Source organism: Cronobacter muytjensii ATCC 51329, from assembly GCF_001277195.1.
Classification (GTDB): domain Bacteria; phylum Pseudomonadota; class Gammaproteobacteria; order Enterobacterales; family Enterobacteriaceae; genus Cronobacter; species Cronobacter muytjensii.
Map to the genome: position 1 here is coordinate 873,915 of NZ_CP012268.1, position 15,581 is coordinate 889,495.

The window sequence follows — 15,581 nt, forward strand, 5'->3', positions numbered from 1 at the left end:
CATCTCGTGGATTAGCAGATTGTTTTTTCTTCAATGAACTTGTTAACCAGCGTCATTAACTCGTCCGTTGTCGGTTGAGCAAGAGCCTGCTCTGCTAAAACCTTCGCATCTTCGAAGTTCGTGTTACGGATAATCTTCTTAATGCGCGGGATAGAAATGGCACTCATACTGAATTCATCCAGACCCATCCCCAGCAACAGAAGTGTAGCACGTTCGTCGCCAGCAAGCTCACCACACATGCCAGTCCACTTACCTTCAGCATGAGATGCATCAATAACTTGCTTGATCAGGTTCAGGACAGACGGTGACATCGGCTGGTAAAGATGCGATATCATATCATTACCGCGGTCAACCGCCAGGGTGTACTGCGTCAGATCGTTGGTACCAATACTAAAGAAATCAACTTCTTTGGCGAGGTGACGCGCGATAGTCGCGGCCGCCGGCGTTTCCACCATCACGCCGATTTCAATCGATTCGTCGAAAGCTTTGCCTTCGTCACGCAGTTCTTGTTTGAAAGCCTCGATCTCTTTTTTCAGCGCGCGTACTTCTTCAACCGAGATAATCATCGGGAACATGATACGCAGCTTGCCGAACGCGGAGGCGCGCAGGATAGCACGCAGCTGATCGCGCAGGATCTCTTTACGATCCATGGCGATACGAATCGCGCGCCAGCCGAGGAACGGGTTTTCTTCTTTCGGGAAGTTCATGTACGGCAGCTCTTTGTCGCCGCCGATGTCCATGGTACGTACGATAACCGCCTGCGAGCCACACGCTTCAGCCACGGCTTTATACGCCTGGAATTGCTCTTCTTCGGTCGGCAGGGAGTCGCGATCCATGAACAGGAATTCGGTACGATAGAGGCCTACGCCTTCAGCGCCGTTACGCTCTGCACCCGCGACATCGCGCACGGTGCCGATGTTCGCGCAGACTTCAACCTGATGGCCGTCAAGCGTGATAGCCGGCAGATCTTTGAGCTTCGCCAGTTCCGCTTTTTCTTCAGCGACCTGGGTCTGAATCGCGCGCAGGGATTCGATCTCTTCGTTGGTCGGGTTAACGTAAACTTTGTTATTAACCGCATCGAGAATCAGATAGTCGTCGTTTTTCACCTGCGTGGTGACGCTGCCGGTGCCCACAATCGCTGGCAGCTCAAGAGAGCGCGCCATGATAGAGGTGTGGGAGGTGCGGCCGCCCAGATCGGTGATAAAGCCCAGCACCTTTTTCAGGTTCAGCTGTGCGGTTTCCGACGGGGTGAGATCGGCTGCTACCAGAATGACTTCATCCTGAATGGAGCTCAGGTCGATAATGGCCAGGCCCAGAATGTTGCGCAGCAGACGTTTACCGATGTCGCGCACGTCAGCAGCGCGCTCTTTCAGGTATTCGTCGTCGAGCTCTTCCAGGGCGGTCGCCTGACCTTCGATAACTTCATGCGCTGCCGCGTCGGCAGTGATGTGCTTATCTTTAATCAGGGCTATGATTTCCTGCTCCAGCTCTTCATCTTCCAGCAACATGATGTGGCCTTCGAAGATAGCTTCCTTTTCTTCACCGAAAGTTTCGCCGGCTTTGATCTTGATAGCTTCGAGCTGAGCGGAGGCTTTGGCGCGACCACTCAGGAAACGTTCAACTTCCTGATCAACCTTATCGGCAGAAATTTTTTTCCGGTCGATGACAATCTCATCTTCTTTCAGCAACAGTGCTTTGCCGAAAGCGATACCCGGAGACGCTAAAATGCCTGAAATCATAACCCTACCTTACTTGTGACTGATTTTAATAAGAACCCGGAACTTACTCGAGTTCAGCCATCAGTTTTACCAGATGTTCTACTGCTTTCTGCTCATCTTCGCCTTCTGCGGAGATGGTCACAACGGTGCCCTGAGTCAGGCCCAGAGTCTGCAGTTTGAACAGGCTTTTTGCGCTGGCGCTTTTGCCGTTGGAAGTCACAGTGATCTCGGAAGTGAAGCCTTTCGCTTCTTTCACAAACTGAGCAGCAGGGCGGGTATGCAGACCGTTCGGAGCGGTAATAGTAACTTCTTGCTGGAACATTGTATTTCCCCAACTTATAGGTTTAGTGTTGTGGAACTAAAGTCTAGCCTGGCGGCGAGACTTTAGCCTGTATAGTTAGCGTCGGCGTAACGGAACGCAGCACGGATGCCAGAATCACGAAAAGCGCATGGCATCATTGTTCCATGCGGCTCGCGTTTCGCTCGTCATTAATCATTATGACGCGAACGAAGTATCATGACCAAATCGTTAAATCGATTCAGCACACATCAATTCGCCTCAGGATTAATTTCACGCATCGAAATAATTGCTGGTTAAATACCAGACCCAACCAATCCAGGCAATGCCAAACAAGGCAAAAGTTTGATGCATGCCACAAAAAAGCACCCCTTTGGGTGCTTTTTTGCGCATATTTAACAATCTGGCATCACTGTTGCAATTCTTTCTCAGTGAACAGATCGGCGAACAGCGCGGTGCTTAAATAACGCTCACCCGAAGAAGGCAGGATAACCACAATGTTCTTATTGGTAAAGGTTTCATCTTCCTGAAGCTTCAGTGCCGCGGCGACGGCTGCGCCGGAAGAGATACCCGCCAGAATACCTTCTTCTTCCATCAGGCGGCGCGCAGTAGAGATCGCCTCTTCATTGGTGATGCCGATAACTTTATCAACCAGCTTAAGATCGAGGTTGCCCGGGATAAAGCCCGCGCCAATACCCTGAATTTTGTGCGGGCCAGGCTTCAGCTCCTGACCTGCGATCGCCTGCGCGATCACCGGAGAGTCGGTAGGCTCGACCGCAACCGTAATAAGATCGGTTTTCCCTTTGGTGTTCTTGATGTAACGGCTCACGCCGGTCAGCGTACCACCGGTACCAACGCCCGCGATGAAAACATCAACCTGACCGTCGGTATCTTCCCAGATTTCCGGGCCGGTGGTCTTTTCATGAATTTCCGGGTTCGCCGGGTTGCTGAACTGCTGGAGCAACAGATACTTAGACGGGTCGCTGGCCACAATTTCTTCGGCTTTCTGAATCGCGCCTTTCATGCCTTTCGCGCCTTCGGTCAGCACCAGATTGGCGCCCAGCGCTTTCAGCAGTTTGCGACGCTCAACGCTCATGGTTTCAGGCATGGTCAGCGTCAGCTTATAGCCGCGCGCAGCGGCCACATAGGCCAGCGCGATACCGGTGTTGCCGCTGGTCGGCTCGACCAGCTCCACGCCCGGCTTCAGAACGCCGCGCTTTTCTGCATCCCAAATCATATTGGCACCGATACGGCACTTAACGCTGAAGCTTGGGTTACGTGACTCTACCTTTGCCAGAATGCGTCCGTTACCGATACGGTTCAGTCGAACCAGCGGCGTATGGCCAATAGTCAACGAGTTGTCTTCAAAAATCTTGCTCATAGCCCGTCCTTAACTGTATGAAATTTGGGAACCGCACCAGCATACCCGCTCACCGCCTCTGAGGAAGTAAGGATTTCGTATATCGTTATGCCTGTGCGAAATAATGCTTATGAGTATGGAATAAGCATCAGTATATGCCACCAAGACTAGCGCCAGCTGGCGTGTTTGCCGCGATAGCAGTCAACCCACATGGCCGTCGCGCCGCAGACCGCGACTGGCATAATCGCCAGATTCAGCACCGGCACAAGGGTAAAGAGACTCACCAGCGCGCCGAACTGCATGTTCAACCCTTTATGTTCGCGCAGCGCCGCGCGCATGGTTTTAAACGGCACTTTATGGTTGTCGAACGGATAGTCGCAATATTGTATGGAGAGCATCCAGGCGCTGAACAGGAACCATAGCACTGGCGCAACGGTCTGCCCGATGCCGGGAATAAAGTAGAGCAACAACAGCACCAGCGCGCGCGGCAGATACCAGGCGAGCTTTTGCCATTCACGTTTCATGATGCGGGGCACGTCTTTCATGATGCCGAAAATGCCCGTATCTGGCGGCGTCGCGCCGGTCAGGCGCGCTTCTAACTGCTCCGCCAGCAGGCCGTTGAACGGCGCGGCAATCCAGTTGGCGAGCGTGGAGAAAAAGTAGCCGAAGATAAGCACGACAGAGATGACCGCCAGCGGCCAGAGCAGGTAGTTGAGCCATTGCAGCCAGTCCGGCACATGGGTCATCAGTTGCGGGATCCAGTTATCCAGACGGGTAAAGAGCCACCAGAATGCGCCGCCCATCAACAGAAAATTGACCAACAGAGGGAGGATCACGAAGCGCCGGATACCCGGCTGGCTTATCAGTTTGAATCCCTGAGAAAGGTAGTACAGACCGCTGCGCGAACCCGCGCCTGTGTTCGAAACCATATTCCTGCAAAGCTCCTTGTAGACCCGCCCGGACCGGGGCCAGGTTATCTTAACCGAGAGGGAAAATTGCGCCACCCGAGAAATGGTCGAAAAAACAGCAAAAAGCACGATTTCTTTCATCTTTCTGCCCGGAAAACTGAGCGCGCACTTGCACTTGCCGTAATGGGCAAATACTCTTAGTGAGTAAATGTTTGCCGTCATGGCAAGGTGTTAGAACAACAGAGAATATAATGATGCAGGATTTGCGTCTGATATTAATCATTGTTGGCGCGATCGCCATAATCGCCTTACTGGTGCATGGTTTATGGACCAGCCGTAAGGAACGTTCTTCTATGTTCCGCGATCGTCCGATGAAGCGCATGAAGTCGAAGCGCGATGAGGATGAAGACGAAGACGACGTCGATGAGCTGGATGACGAAGGCGTGGGCGAAGTTCGCGTGCGTCGCAGCGCGCCGGCGCCGGAAAGCGCGCCTGCCCGTCAGCCTCAGCATAACTATCAGCCGCCTTACGCACCGTCGCAGACGCGTCAGCCTGTTCGCGAGCCTGTGGAGCAGGAGCCTGTGGCCCCGTACGGCGAAGCGCCTGAGACGCCGGTACATCAGCCGCAACAGCCGCAGCCGGTGCGCCAGACCGCGCCGCAGCAACCTGCACCGGCGCAACCCGCCATGCATCAGCCTGCGCCGCAGCCGATCGCTGAGCCTGCGCCGCAGCCAGAGCCGGTTTCTGAGCCTGCGCAAGTAAGCGCGCCGGAAAAACCGCAGCCGAAAGAAACTGTGATTATTATGAACGTCGCGGCCCATGCGGGTAGCCAGCTTAACGGCGACGTGCTGTTCAACAGTATTCAGCAGGCAGGCTTTAAGTTCGGCGATATGAATATTTTCCATCGCCACCTGAGCCCGGACGGCAGTGGCCCTGTGTTGTTCAGTCTTGCGAATATGGTAAAACCCGGTTCGTTTGACCCGGAAATCATGACTGATTTCACAACGCCTGGTATCACCATCTTCATGCAGGTGCCGGGGTTTGGCGACGAGCTGCAGAATTTCAAGCTGATGCTTCAGTCGGCGCAGCATATCGCCGATGAAGTCGGCGGCGTGGTGCTGGACGACCAGCGTCGTATGATGACGCCACAAAAGCTGCGTGAATATCAGGACAGAATTCGCGATGTGAAAGAGGCGAACGGCTAACCGCCCGCCGCAAAAATTCCTCTCCCTAACCCCCGCCTGTCGGGGGTTTTTTATCATTGATGGTGCGTTATGGACTCAATCGAAGAAAAACTGACTCAACTGCGAACCACGCTTCGCCATCATGAATTTCTCTACCACGTTATGGATGCGCCGGAAGTGCCGGACGCGGAGTATGACCGCCTGATGCGCGAACTGCGCGCGCTGGAAGAGGCGCACCCGGAACTGGTGACGCCGGATTCCCCGACGCAACGCGTCGGCGCCGCGCCGCTGACGGAATTCAGCCAGGTGCGCCATGAGGTGCCGATGCTCTCGCTGGATAACGTTTTTGACGAGGCGAGTTTTCTGGCGTTCAACAAGCGCGTCCAGGACAGGCTGAAAAGCACCGATGCGCTGGTCTACTGTTGCGAACTGAAGCTGGACGGTCTGGCGGTCAGCCTGCTGTATGAAAACGGTTTGCTGGTACGCGCCGCCACCCGTGGCGACGGCACGACCGGGGAAGATATCACGCTTAACGTGCGCACCATTCGCGCCATCCCGCTGAAGCTTCGCGGCGACAATATTCCGGCACGTCTGGAAGTGCGCGGCGAAGTGTTTCTGCCGCAGGCGGGCTTTGAAAAAATTAACGAAGAGGCCAGACGTACTGGCGGGAAAGTGTTCGCGAATCCGCGCAATGCGGCGGCGGGCTCGCTGCGTCAGCTTGATCCGCGCGTTACTGCAAAGCGTCCGCTGACTTTTTTCTGCTACGGCGTTGGGCTTCTGGAAGGCGGCGAGCTGCCGCGCAGCCACATGGGTCGTCTCCAGCAATTTAAAGCCTGGGGCCTGCCGGTGAGCGACCGCATTCGTCTGGTGGAAACGCCGGAAGAGGTGCTGGCATTTTACCATCAGGTCGAGGCAGACAGGCCGACGCTCGGGTTCGATATCGACGGCGTCGTTATCAAAGTCGACTCGCTGGAATTGCAGGAACAGCTGGGCTTCGTGGCGCGCGCGCCACGCTGGGCTGTGGCGTTTAAGTTCCCGGCGCAGGAGCAGATGACGACGGTGCGCGAGGTGGAGTTCCAGGTCGGGCGCACCGGCGCGATTACACCGGTTGCTCGCCTGGAGCCGGTCCAGGTGGCGGGCGTGCTGGTCAGCAACGCGACGCTGCATAACGCCGATGAGATCGCGCGCCTCGGGCTGCGTATTGGCGATAAAGTGGTTATTCGCCGTGCGGGCGACGTTATTCCGCAAGTAGTCAACGTCGTGCTTTCTGAACGCCCGGATGAGACGCGGCCTGTGGTGTTCCCGGCGCAGTGCCCGGTATGTGGTTCGGATGTCGAGCGCGTCGAGGGCGAGGCGGTGACGCGCTGTACCGGCGGGCTTATCTGCGGCGCGCAGCGTAAAGAGGCGCTCAAGCATTTTGTCTCGCGCCGCGCGATGGATGTCGACGGCATGGGCGATAAAATCATCGATCAGTTGGTGGAAAAAGAGTATGTGCATACGCCTGCCGATCTGTTCCGCCTGACCGCCGGTAAATTGACCGGGCTCGAACGTATGGGACCGAAATCAGCGCAAAATCTGGTAAATGCGCTGGAGAAAGCCAAAGAGACGACCTTTGCGCGCTTCCTCTACGCGCTCGGGATTCGTGAAGTCGGCGAGGCGACCGCTGCCGGGCTTGCCGCGCATTTCGGCACGCTGGAGGCGCTGATCAACGCTACGATTGACGATCTGCAGAAAGTGCCGGATGTCGGCATCGTGGTGGCGACACACGTCTTTAACTTTTTTGAAGAAGAGAGCAACCGCGCGGTTATTCGCGATCTTACGGAAGAGGTAGGCATTCACTGGCCTGCGCCGCAGGTGGTGAAAGCCGAAGAGATAGACAGTCCTTTCGCCGGTAAAACGGTGGTGCTGACCGGAACGCTGAGCCAGATGTCGCGCGATGACGCCAAAGCGCGTCTCGCCGCGCTTGGCGCGAAGGTAAGCGGCAGCGTGTCGAAGAAAACCGATCTGCTTATCGCCGGTGAAGCGGCAGGCTCCAAGCTTGCGAAGGCGCAGGAGCTGGGCATTGAGGTCATCGACGAGGCGGAAATGCTGCGCCTGCTGGGTGAATAAAATGGAAAAAGAGCAGCTCGTCGCTATCGCCAACACGGACATGCCGTTTGGCAAATACAAAGGCCGCCGGCTTATCGATTTGCCGGAAGAGTATCTGCTGTGGTTTGCCCGCAAAGATGAATTTCCTGCCGGTAAGCTGGGCGAACTGATGGCGGTGACGCTTTTAATCAAAACCGAAGGGCTGGCACATCTCGTTCAGCCGCTAAAAAAACCGTAAAAAAACGGCGCGAAAACTCGCGCCGTGGTTTTTCTCTTCCTGCCAGGTCACCTGGCCCCGTCGGGGCAGGCGAGACATTTCTTATACGTAAATATCAATCTGGTGGTTGCCGGAAGCCTGTTTTACGGATTCCACCTGTTTGCTTTCTTGCTTTTGTTGCGCTTTTTCAGCCTGCTCGCGCTGTAACTGTGCCAGCTGCGCCTGAAGCATTTTGATCTGATTTTGAATAAGTTGCTGCTGTTTTTGCTTTTCTTCCGCACTGCCCTCGCTGGCGGCAAGATCTTTAAGCTTGGTCGTGAGCTTATTGATTTGCTGTGTCAGGCGAGCAATCTGTGAAGCCAGATCGTTGCCGCTTGACGCACTGCTGCTGCTTGTCTGGACAGACGGGGTGGAAGCGGTAATGGTAGTCGACATCATGTCCTCCTTTGTTATAGGTCCGCAAAAGGTATCGGCAGCGCGACGGGAAAACTGAGAGCGCGCAGAAGAAATTGCGATATGAAAAGCGGTAACAGGTGAGGGCGATACGATGAAAGACGAAAAGTGGAATAACGTAAAACGCAGAAAGCAAAAAGGCGCCTTTAGGGCGCCTTTTTACACTGGTGGGTCGTGCAGGATGACTCGCTTCGCTCGCCCTTCGGGCCGTCGCCGCACGCGGCTCCGGTGTCTCGCCATCAATGGCTCGACCCGAACCTGCTGCAGGTGCGAATCTTCCTGACGTACAGAAAGCAAAAAGGCGCCTTTAGGGCGCCTTTTTACATTGGTGGGTCGTGCAGGATTCGAACCTGCGACCAATTGATTAAAAGTCAACTGCTCTACCAACTGAGCTAACGACCCGAAGTGGTGGGTGATGACGGGATCGAACCGCCGACCCCCTCCTTGTAAGGGAGGTGCTCTCCCAGCTGAGCTAATCACCCACTTCGGTACTTCTTTTACTGCATGACAAGAAATTCGCTGGCGAGAAAGTGGTGGGTGATGACGGGATCGAACCGCCGACCCCCTCCTTGTAAGGGAGGTGCTCTCCCAGCTGAGCTAATCACCCACTTTTCATTTCTTGTCTACACTGCGGGAACCACTTGTTTAGAGTGGTGGGTGATGACGGGATCGAACCGCCGACCCCCTCCTTGTAAGGGAGGTGCTCTCCCAGCTGAGCTAATCACCCCCGCTGTGTGGAGTCGCATTATAGGGAGAGTTGAAAATGAGTCAACGCCTTTTCCAAAGTTTTTGTTTGTTCGTCGTAAAATTAGACAGTGCGCTGGTTTTATGCTCGTTAAGGTATGATTTCTCAACAGATAACGCCTGAATAGCGGGGACGGAAGGTATCAAGATTGAGGAATCAGCCCACGGTGGTAGAATATTGCCCTCTTTGTTACTTCCTGGCATGTGCCGCTTAATGGCATTGTTAAACACTAAGGCCAATCAATGAAAATCAAAACCCGCTTCGCGCCCAGCCCGACAGGCTATCTGCATGTCGGCGGCGCCCGTACCGCGCTTTATTCCTGGCTTTTCGCCCGCCATGAGGGCGGCGAATTCGTGTTGCGTATTGAAGATACCGATCTTGAGCGCTCCACGCCGGAAGCTATTGAAGCCATTATGGATGGAATGAACTGGCTGAGCCTGGAGTGGGATGAGGGTCCGTATTTCCAGACCAAACGTTTCGATCGCTATAACGCGGTTATTGATGAAATGCTGGCGGCGGGTACCGCCTATAAATGTTACTGCTCAAAAGAGCGTCTTGAAGCGCTGCGCGAAGAGCAGATGGCGAAGGGCGAGAAGCCGCGCTACGACGGCCGTTGCCGCCACAGTCATGAACATCACGCGGACGATGAGCCTTGCGTGGTGCGTTTTGCCAACCCGCAGGACGGTTCTGTGGTATTTGACGATCAGATCCGCGGCCCGATTGAGTTCAGCAACCTTGAGCTTGACGATCTGATCATTCGCCGTACTGATGGTTCTCCGACCTACAACTTCTGTGTGGTGGTCGACGACTGGGATATGGAAATTACGCACGTCATTCGCGGCGAAGACCATATCAACAACACGCCGCGTCAGATCAACATTCTGAAAGCGCTGGGCGCGCCGGTGCCGCTGTATGCGCACGTTTCTATGATCAACGGCGATGACGGTAAAAAACTCTCCAAACGTCACGGCGCGGTCAGCGTAATGCAGTATCGCGATGACGGCTATCTGCCGGAGGCGCTGCTGAACTATCTGGTGCGTCTGGGCTGGTCCCATGGCGATCAGGAGATCTTCACCCGTGAAGAAATGATCAAACTCTTCTCCCTGGGAGCGGTCAGCAAGTCGGCGAGCGCGTTCAATACCGATAAACTGCAGTGGCTAAACCATCACTACATCAATACGCTGGCGCCGGAATATGTGGCCACGCACCTGCAGTGGCATATCGAGCAGGAAAATATCGACACCCGCAACGGCCCGCAGCTGGCGGATTTGGTGAAACTGCTGGGCGAGCGCTGCAAAACGCTTAAAGAGATGGCGCAGACCTGCCGCTATTTCTATGAAGACTTCAGCGAGTTTGATGCCGACGCGGCGAAAAAACATCTGCGCCCGGTGGCGCGTCAGCCGCTGGAAGTGGTGCGCGATAAGCTTGCCGCTCTGACCGACTGGACCGCCGAAAACGTGCATCACGCCATTCAGGCGACCGCCGATGAGCTGGAAGTGGGCATGGGGAAAGTGGGTATGCCGCTGCGCGTCGCGGTCACTGGGGCAGGGCAGTCGCCGGGCCTGGACGTGACCGTCCATGCGATCGGTAAATCCCGAAGTGTGGAACGTATCAACAAAGCGCTGGCCTTTATCGCCGAGCGCGAAAATCAGCAGTAATAAAAAAAGCCGGCGCAAGCCGGCTTTTACTTCTCGTCGTTAAGTCCCAGCCGTTTCACCAGCCCGGTCTTGCCTTCCTGATTAATCAGTTCGCTTAAGCGCGCCTGCTCTTGCGGCGACATCATCTCCAGCGTACGGATAAACTGGGCCATCATTTCGTTATCCCATGTCACGTAAGGGGTCTCGCTCTCTTCGACGCGGCTATAGAGATGCGCTGAATAGCGCAGTTTATCGGTGGCGAGAAAATAGTCATACACCTGCTGCGTAATAAGAATTAACAAGGCGCCGCCTTTACGACCTTTAAGCGGAATGCGCTTCCAGCCATATTTGCGCGCCCAGCCGCTAATGGTCTGTGCGGTATAGCCGCTCAGTTCGCCCAGTTCGCCTGCCGTCATCCAGCGTGTAAATCGATTCATGGCTTAATCCGTATGGCGAATATCCAGACGCTGCAACATGCCGGCAATGCCTTCGCGCAGCAGGAGTGAGGTCAGTTGTTTCTGCTCAGACTGGCTCATTTCTCGCAGGGAGTTCAGCAGCAGATTCTCCAGCGGCGCTTCAACGGTCGCCGTATAACTCGCCGCATTTTCTGAGGCGCGACGAGCGCTGCGGATAAACGTCAACACCTGCTCGTCAACATGAATGACACGCGCTTTGCCGCCCTGTACGCCGGGTTTCGGTGAGGTGTGCCAGCCTTCTTTACGTACCCATTTATTGATCGTCTGACGACTATAGCCGGTGTAATGCGCCAGTTCGTCCGGGGTCATCCGGTCCTTGACCATGGCTAATCCTTTTCAAAATGTAAGCCTGTTAGGGGTTCATCTTACGAGATCATATTACGGGAAACTGTGACGAGAATAACTAGCGTATTGGGAGAACAGATCTTTGAGAGCCTTTTTGCTGGCTTTTTCGGCACTTGAAAGGCGAAAATGAATTTGGCGTTGACACTGTCCGGTGGAATTCTTATTATCCCGCCCGTCAACACGACAAGGTGTTCCGACGGGGCTATAGCTCAGCTGGGAGAGCGCTTGCATGGCATGCAAGAGGTCAGCGGTTCGATCCCGCTTAGCTCCACCAAACCTTTATCCCATCAGGTTTGGTCAGTAACACCAGAATCTCGTGGGGCTATAGCTCAGCTGGGAGAGCGCTTGCATGGCATGCAAGAGGTCAGCGGTTCGATCCCGCTTAGCTCCACCAAAATTAAAACCCTCGCCTTATGGCGGGGGTTTTTGCTTTCCGGTTGCCGGGAAATTGATTGCCGCCGCGCTATCAGCATCCTCTGCTTTATTTGCCATGCCCGGGCATTTCCTTGCCAGCCTGGCGAAAGGTTTTTATGATAAAAGCCTGTAGAAACGCCGCCATGCCTGTAAGAAGCTCCTTATGAATTATCGCCACGGTTTGCGTAAGTCAGGCATCGCGTTATTGCTGTGCGTCCTGTTGTTGCCGCTAGCGCGAGGGTTATCGCCGAAAGCCATCGTCGATGGCGAAGGCATCTATTTAACGTATTTACCGCTCAGCCTGATGCTGGCGATGATTTATCTTTTCGGCCGCTACGCGCTTATCCCGCAGGCGATCTCTTTATTACTTTTCTACGGCTGGTTTTTTCCATTAAATAGTCTCCAGCTGCTGGCGTTTGTATTTAGTTTTCTCGGGCCGTTAATTCTGGTCTGCGGCATAGGCCGCGCGTTGCAGGGGCCGCGCTGGCGTTTTGCGGTCGCCCGCAAAGGCACCGGGTTGCGCTTGTTTCTGGTCGGCCTCATCGTGCCGTGCCTGATTAAGCTGCTGATGATTTTTTCAGGCTATTACCTTGATTATCCAGAAGCTATCGCGTCTTATTTTGGCGAAAGCTCCTCTTTTTACAGCATCGTCACGGTGCAGGGGCTTATGGCGGCCTCGGCGATTTTCGTTGATATCTTTTATTATCCGCTTCGTATGGCGTTAAGCCCGGCGTTCGCCCGCGCCTTATGGCGCCGCTGCGTTATTCCGCTCATGGCGCCTGAAAAGAAACTGCTGGTGATGTGCTGGTTCGCGACGGTTATCGTGCTGCTGACCTTATTCACCCTGCCGTTTAAGTTATTCTTAATTTCGGTCTACACGCTCCCGGTAATTTTCGTTTTATTTACCGCTGGGATTTTCCTTATCGGACCGGTCCTCATTACATTGCTATGGTCAGTGTCGTTATTATTGTTGCTCGCCAGCAATCACAGTTTTTTGCCCCCGGATAAAACCGGTTTTCTGCTGGCGTTCATGCTCTCTATTTTTATTTCCTTTACGGTTTCCATGCGCTTCATGACGGTCATTTTTAACAAGAATGAGTGGATGAAACGCCAGTACCGCATGCTCGCTTTTACCGATCCGCTCACCCGGCTGCCAAACCTGCGCGCGCTGGAGCGGCACCTGCAAAACGCGTCAGCCGGGGCGTTATGCTGCCTGCGGGTCGCGAACCTTGAATTTCTCAGCCGCCACTACGGCCTGATGATGCGCATTCAGTGCAAAAAAGAGGTGACGGCGCAGCTTCAGCCCTGGCTGAACCCTGGCGAGAAGATTTTCCAGCTACCGGAGAGCGATTTACTGATCTATCTGACCGGCCCGGAGCCGCAGGACCGGCTGCGGCACATGGTGGATCTGCTTAACAGCAAACGTATTCAGTGGAACGGCGCGCAGCTTGAGCTCGACTACAGCGCTGCCTGGGCGCCGCTGCATCAGGCCCCGGAGGAACTTTACCGTACTATCGGGCAACTGAGCTATCTGGCGGAGTTTGCCAGCCTCAGTGAGCCTGTAGTGGCGCTGGAGAGCCGCGGCGAAGGGATTTCCGGGCAAACCAGCGAGCCGGTGCTGATGCTGCAAAAGGTGAAGCGCGCGCTGGCCGGCGGCGGCGTCACGCTGTTCGCGCAGCCGATACGCAACGCGCAGGGAGAGGGCTATGCCGAGATCCTGGCGCGTCTGAATTGCGACGGTGAGCTCATCTTACCCGATAAATTCATTCCGTTAATCGCCCGCTTTAACCTCAGCGCGCGCTTTGATATGCAGGTACTGGAAAAACTTCTCCGTTACCTTCACGCGCACCCACAGACGCGCCCCGGCGCGCGCTTCTCTGTCAACCTGATGCCGCTGACGCTGCAACAGCAGGGGATCGCGCAGCAGGCTATCGCACTGTTTGAACGTTATGGGGTGCCAGTCAGCGCGGTTATTCTGGAGGTGACGGAAGAGCAGGCGCTCTCCGGCTCGGAAAACACCATACAAAATATCGCGCTGCTGCAGGAGCGCGGGTTTTGCATCGCGATTGACGATTTCGGCACCGGCTATGCCAATTTTGAGCGGCTTAAAAATTTACAGGCCGATATCATCAAAATCGATGGCTGCTTTGTGCGTAATGTGGTGAGTAATCCCTTTGACGCGCTGGTGGTGAAATCCATTTGCGATCTGGCGAAGGCCCGCTCGCTGACCGTCGTGGCGGAATTTGTCGAAACCCCGGCGCAGCGGGATCTGCTGTTTTCGCTGGGCGTGGAGTATATCCAGGGCTACCTGCCGGGAAGGCCAGAACCGCTGGAGCGCAAGGCATAAAAAAACCGGAGCCTGGCTCCGGTTTTCGCATGATGATGGTGGCGATTACAGCACGAGTGCGGCAATAGAGGCTGAGAGCACGCTCACAAGCGTTGAGCCATAGACCAGCTTCAGGCCGAAGCGGGATACCACGTTGCCCTGTTCTTCATTCAGGCCTTTGATAGCGCCAGCAATAATGCCGATAGATGAGAAGTTAGCAAAGGAAACCAGGAACACAGACAGGATGCCTTCCGCGCGCGGAGAGATAGTGCCTGCCAGTTTCTGCAGATCCATCATCGCCACGAATTCGTTGGACACCAGTTTGGTCGCCATAATACTGCCCACCTGCAACGCTTCGTTTGCCGGCACGCCCATCACCCAGGCCACCGGGTAGAAGATGTAACCCAGAATGCCCTGGAAGGAGATGCCAAGTACGGCGGCGAACAGTGCGTTCAGACCGGAAATCAGCGCGATAAAGCCAATCAGCATCGCGGCCACGATAATCGCCACTTTGAAGCCTGCCAGAATGTACTCGCCCAGCATTTCGAAGAAGCTTTGCCCTTCGTGCAGGTTAGACATCTGCAAATCTTCTTCATTTTCAACGCGATATGGGTTGATGATGGAGAGGACGATAAAGGTGCTGAACATGTTCAGGATCAGCGCGGCTACCACGTACTGCGGTTTCAGCATGGTCATGTACGCGCCGACAATCGACATGGACACGGTAGACATCGCTGTCGCGGCCATGGTGTACATGCGGTTACGCGACATTTTGCCGAGAATATCCTTATAGGCGATAAAGTTTTCTGACTGTCCCAGAATCAGCGAGCTTACCGCGTTGAAGGATTCCAGTTTACCCATACCGTTCACTTTCGAGAGAACCGTACCGATAGCCCGGATAACAATCGGCAGTACGCGAATGTGCTGCAGAATACCGATTAACGCAGAGATAAAGACGATAGGGCAAAGCACTTTCAGGAAGAAAAATGCCAGGCCTTCATCATTCATTTTGCCAAAGACGAAGTTTGTCCCTTCATTAGCAAAGCCGAGCAGTTTTTCAAACATATCGGCAAAGCCTTTAACAAAGCCCAGACCGATATTGGAATTAAGGAAGAACCAGGCCAGCAGCACTTCAATAACCAGCAGCAGGCCAATATAAGGCAGACGAATTTTTTTGCGGTCGTGACTTACCAGCAAAGCAAGCAGCGCTACAACGGCGAGCGCCAAAACGAAATGAAGAACGCGGGACATATTTGCTCCAAATATGAGGCAGGTTTAATTTCCGTGCACATTCTATGCAACAACCATTTAGAAAACGAGATCTGCAACACACTATAGTTACGTCATGTGACGAAACGCTAAAAGAGTGATCGAACATACAAAAATGTTATGTTGCGTAAAGCAGTGAAAGG

The 15,581-nt window shown here is 54.5% G+C and carries 13 protein-coding genes and 6 tRNA genes; 7 read left to right on the forward strand and 12 right to left on the reverse strand.

Annotated features, from left to right (window positions below; translation table 11 throughout):
* Nucleotides 1-11 precede the first annotated feature (11 nt).
* From ptsI to cysZ, 4 genes are all read right to left on the reverse strand, one after another.
* The gene (gene ptsI, locus AFK63_RS04055; protein WP_038861371.1) at nucleotides 12-1,739 is read right to left on the reverse strand and encodes a phosphoenolpyruvate-protein phosphotransferase PtsI; all 1,728 of its coding nucleotides are present in this window, start codon (nucleotides 1,737-1,739) and stop codon (nucleotides 12-14) included.
* A gap of 43 nt (nucleotides 1,740-1,782) precedes the next feature.
* Nucleotides 1,783-2,040 carry a phosphocarrier protein Hpr gene (gene ptsH / locus AFK63_RS04060; protein WP_000487600.1) on the reverse strand — a complete coding sequence of 86 codons (258 nt, stop codon included), beginning with the start codon at nucleotides 2,038-2,040 and terminating at the stop codon, nucleotides 1,783-1,785.
* 385 nt (nucleotides 2,041-2,425) lie between these two features.
* Nucleotides 2,426-3,397, reverse strand: a complete 972-nt coding sequence (gene cysK, locus AFK63_RS04065; RefSeq protein WP_038861373.1) for a cysteine synthase A — start codon at nucleotides 3,395-3,397, stop codon at nucleotides 2,426-2,428.
* Nucleotides 3,398-3,543: 146 nt separating this feature from the next.
* Entirely contained in the window at nucleotides 3,544-4,305 is a 762-nt protein-coding gene (cysZ, locus tag AFK63_RS04070) for a sulfate transporter CysZ (RefSeq protein WP_038861375.1), read from the reverse strand.
* 230 nt (nucleotides 4,306-4,535) lie between these two features.
* On the opposite strand from cysZ, the gene zipA reads away from it, so the two are divergent.
* The 3 genes from zipA to AFK63_RS04085 all read left to right on the forward strand — a co-directional run bounded on the left by zipA (nucleotide 4,536) and on the right by AFK63_RS04085 (nucleotide 7,794).
* Nucleotides 4,536-5,489 (forward strand): cell division protein ZipA, encoded by a 954-nt coding sequence (gene zipA, locus AFK63_RS04075; RefSeq protein WP_038861377.1) that lies wholly within the window; start codon nucleotides 4,536-4,538, stop codon nucleotides 5,487-5,489.
* A 69-nt stretch (nucleotides 5,490-5,558) separates the two neighbouring features.
* Nucleotides 5,559-7,577: an NAD-dependent DNA ligase LigA gene (ligA, locus tag AFK63_RS04080; protein ID WP_038861379.1), complete on the forward strand. Its 2,019-nt coding sequence runs from the start codon at nucleotides 5,559-5,561 to the stop codon at nucleotides 7,575-7,577.
* Nucleotide 7,578: 1 nt separating this feature from the next.
* Nucleotides 7,579-7,794, forward strand: a complete 216-nt coding sequence (locus AFK63_RS04085) for a DUF3820 family protein (protein ID WP_038861381.1) — start codon at nucleotides 7,579-7,581, stop codon at nucleotides 7,792-7,794.
* An 81-nt stretch (nucleotides 7,795-7,875) separates the two neighbouring features.
* Here AFK63_RS04085 and AFK63_RS04090 read toward each other — a convergent pair whose 3' ends face one another.
* From AFK63_RS04090 to AFK63_RS04110, 5 genes are all read right to left on the reverse strand, one after another.
* Entirely contained in the window at nucleotides 7,876-8,208 is a 333-nt protein-coding gene (locus tag AFK63_RS04090; protein ID WP_038861384.1) for a FlxA-like family protein, read from the reverse strand.
* A 344-nt stretch (nucleotides 8,209-8,552) separates the two neighbouring features.
* Nucleotides 8,553-8,628: transfer RNA gene (locus tag AFK63_RS04095), tRNA-Lys, on the reverse strand.
* A 4-nt stretch (nucleotides 8,629-8,632) separates the two neighbouring features.
* Nucleotides 8,633-8,708: transfer RNA gene (locus AFK63_RS04100), tRNA-Val, on the reverse strand.
* A gap of 49 nt (nucleotides 8,709-8,757) precedes the next feature.
* Nucleotides 8,758-8,833, reverse strand: a tRNA-Val gene (locus AFK63_RS04105).
* Nucleotides 8,834-8,877: 44 nt separating this feature from the next.
* Nucleotides 8,878-8,953: transfer RNA gene (locus AFK63_RS04110), tRNA-Val, on the reverse strand.
* A gap of 260 nt (nucleotides 8,954-9,213) precedes the next feature.
* Here AFK63_RS04110 and gltX point away from each other — a divergent pair.
* On the forward strand, nucleotides 9,214-10,629 hold the full coding sequence (gene gltX, locus AFK63_RS04115) for a glutamate--tRNA ligase (RefSeq protein WP_038861386.1): 1,416 nt from the start codon (nucleotides 9,214-9,216) through the stop codon (nucleotides 10,627-10,629).
* A 26-nt stretch (nucleotides 10,630-10,655) separates the two neighbouring features.
* Here the strand turns inward: gltX and AFK63_RS04120 are convergent, their stop codons facing one another.
* Entirely contained in the window at nucleotides 10,656-11,045 is a 390-nt protein-coding gene (locus AFK63_RS04120; RefSeq protein WP_038861389.1) for a YfeC-like transcriptional regulator, read from the reverse strand.
* A gap of 3 nt (nucleotides 11,046-11,048) precedes the next feature.
* A complete protein-coding gene (locus AFK63_RS04125; protein WP_038861391.1) occupies nucleotides 11,049-11,408 on the reverse strand; it encodes a YfeC-like transcriptional regulator in 360 nt (119 codons plus the stop codon).
* Between the two features lie 219 nt (nucleotides 11,409-11,627).
* On the opposite strand from AFK63_RS04125, the gene AFK63_RS04130 reads away from it, so the two are divergent.
* The 3 genes from AFK63_RS04130 to AFK63_RS04140 all read left to right on the forward strand — a co-directional run bounded on the left by AFK63_RS04130 (nucleotide 11,628) and on the right by AFK63_RS04140 (nucleotide 14,190).
* A tRNA-Ala gene (locus AFK63_RS04130) sits at nucleotides 11,628-11,703 on the forward strand.
* A 44-nt stretch (nucleotides 11,704-11,747) separates the two neighbouring features.
* A tRNA-Ala gene (locus AFK63_RS04135) sits at nucleotides 11,748-11,823 on the forward strand.
* A gap of 183 nt (nucleotides 11,824-12,006) precedes the next feature.
* Entirely contained in the window at nucleotides 12,007-14,190 is a 2,184-nt protein-coding gene (locus tag AFK63_RS04140) for an EAL domain-containing protein (RefSeq protein WP_038861395.1), read from the forward strand.
* 45 nt (nucleotides 14,191-14,235) lie between these two features.
* Here AFK63_RS04140 and AFK63_RS04145 read toward each other — a convergent pair whose 3' ends face one another.
* Nucleotides 14,236-15,420, reverse strand: coding sequence for a NupC/NupG family nucleoside CNT transporter (locus tag AFK63_RS04145; RefSeq protein ID WP_012124105.1), 1,185 nt, complete (start codon nucleotides 15,418-15,420; stop codon nucleotides 14,236-14,238).
* Nucleotides 15,421-15,581 lie beyond the last annotated feature (161 nt).

Coding starts and splice junctions, on each gene's coding strand:
- ptsI (WP_038861371.1), bottom strand. CDS start 1,739: ATGATTTCAGGCATTTTAGCGTCTCCGGGTATCGCTTTCGGCAAAGCA.
- ptsH (WP_000487600.1), bottom strand. CDS start 2,040: ATGTTCCAGCAAGAAGTTACTATTACCGCTCCGAACGGTCTGCATACC.
- cysK (WP_038861373.1), bottom strand. CDS start 3,397: ATGAGCAAGATTTTTGAAGACAACTCGTTGACTATTGGCCATACGCCG.
- cysZ (WP_038861375.1), bottom strand. CDS start 4,305: ATGGTTTCGAACACAGGCGCGGGTTCGCGCAGCGGTCTGTACTACCTT.
- zipA (WP_038861377.1), top strand. CDS start 4,536: ATGATGCAGGATTTGCGTCTGATATTAATCATTGTTGGCGCGATCGCC.
- ligA (WP_038861379.1), top strand. CDS start 5,559: ATGGACTCAATCGAAGAAAAACTGACTCAACTGCGAACCACGCTTCGC.
- AFK63_RS04085 (WP_038861381.1), top strand. CDS start 7,579: ATGGAAAAAGAGCAGCTCGTCGCTATCGCCAACACGGACATGCCGTTT.
- AFK63_RS04090 (WP_038861384.1), bottom strand. CDS start 8,208: ATGTCGACTACCATTACCGCTTCCACCCCGTCTGTCCAGACAAGCAGC.
- gltX (WP_038861386.1), top strand. CDS start 9,214: ATGAAAATCAAAACCCGCTTCGCGCCCAGCCCGACAGGCTATCTGCAT.
- AFK63_RS04120 (WP_038861389.1), bottom strand. CDS start 11,045: ATGAATCGATTTACACGCTGGATGACGGCAGGCGAACTGGGCGAACTG.
- AFK63_RS04125 (WP_038861391.1), bottom strand. CDS start 11,408: ATGGTCAAGGACCGGATGACCCCGGACGAACTGGCGCATTACACCGGC.
- AFK63_RS04140 (WP_038861395.1), top strand. CDS start 12,007: ATGAATTATCGCCACGGTTTGCGTAAGTCAGGCATCGCGTTATTGCTG.
- AFK63_RS04145 (WP_012124105.1), bottom strand. CDS start 15,420: ATGTCCCGCGTTCTTCATTTCGTTTTGGCGCTCGCCGTTGTAGCGCTG.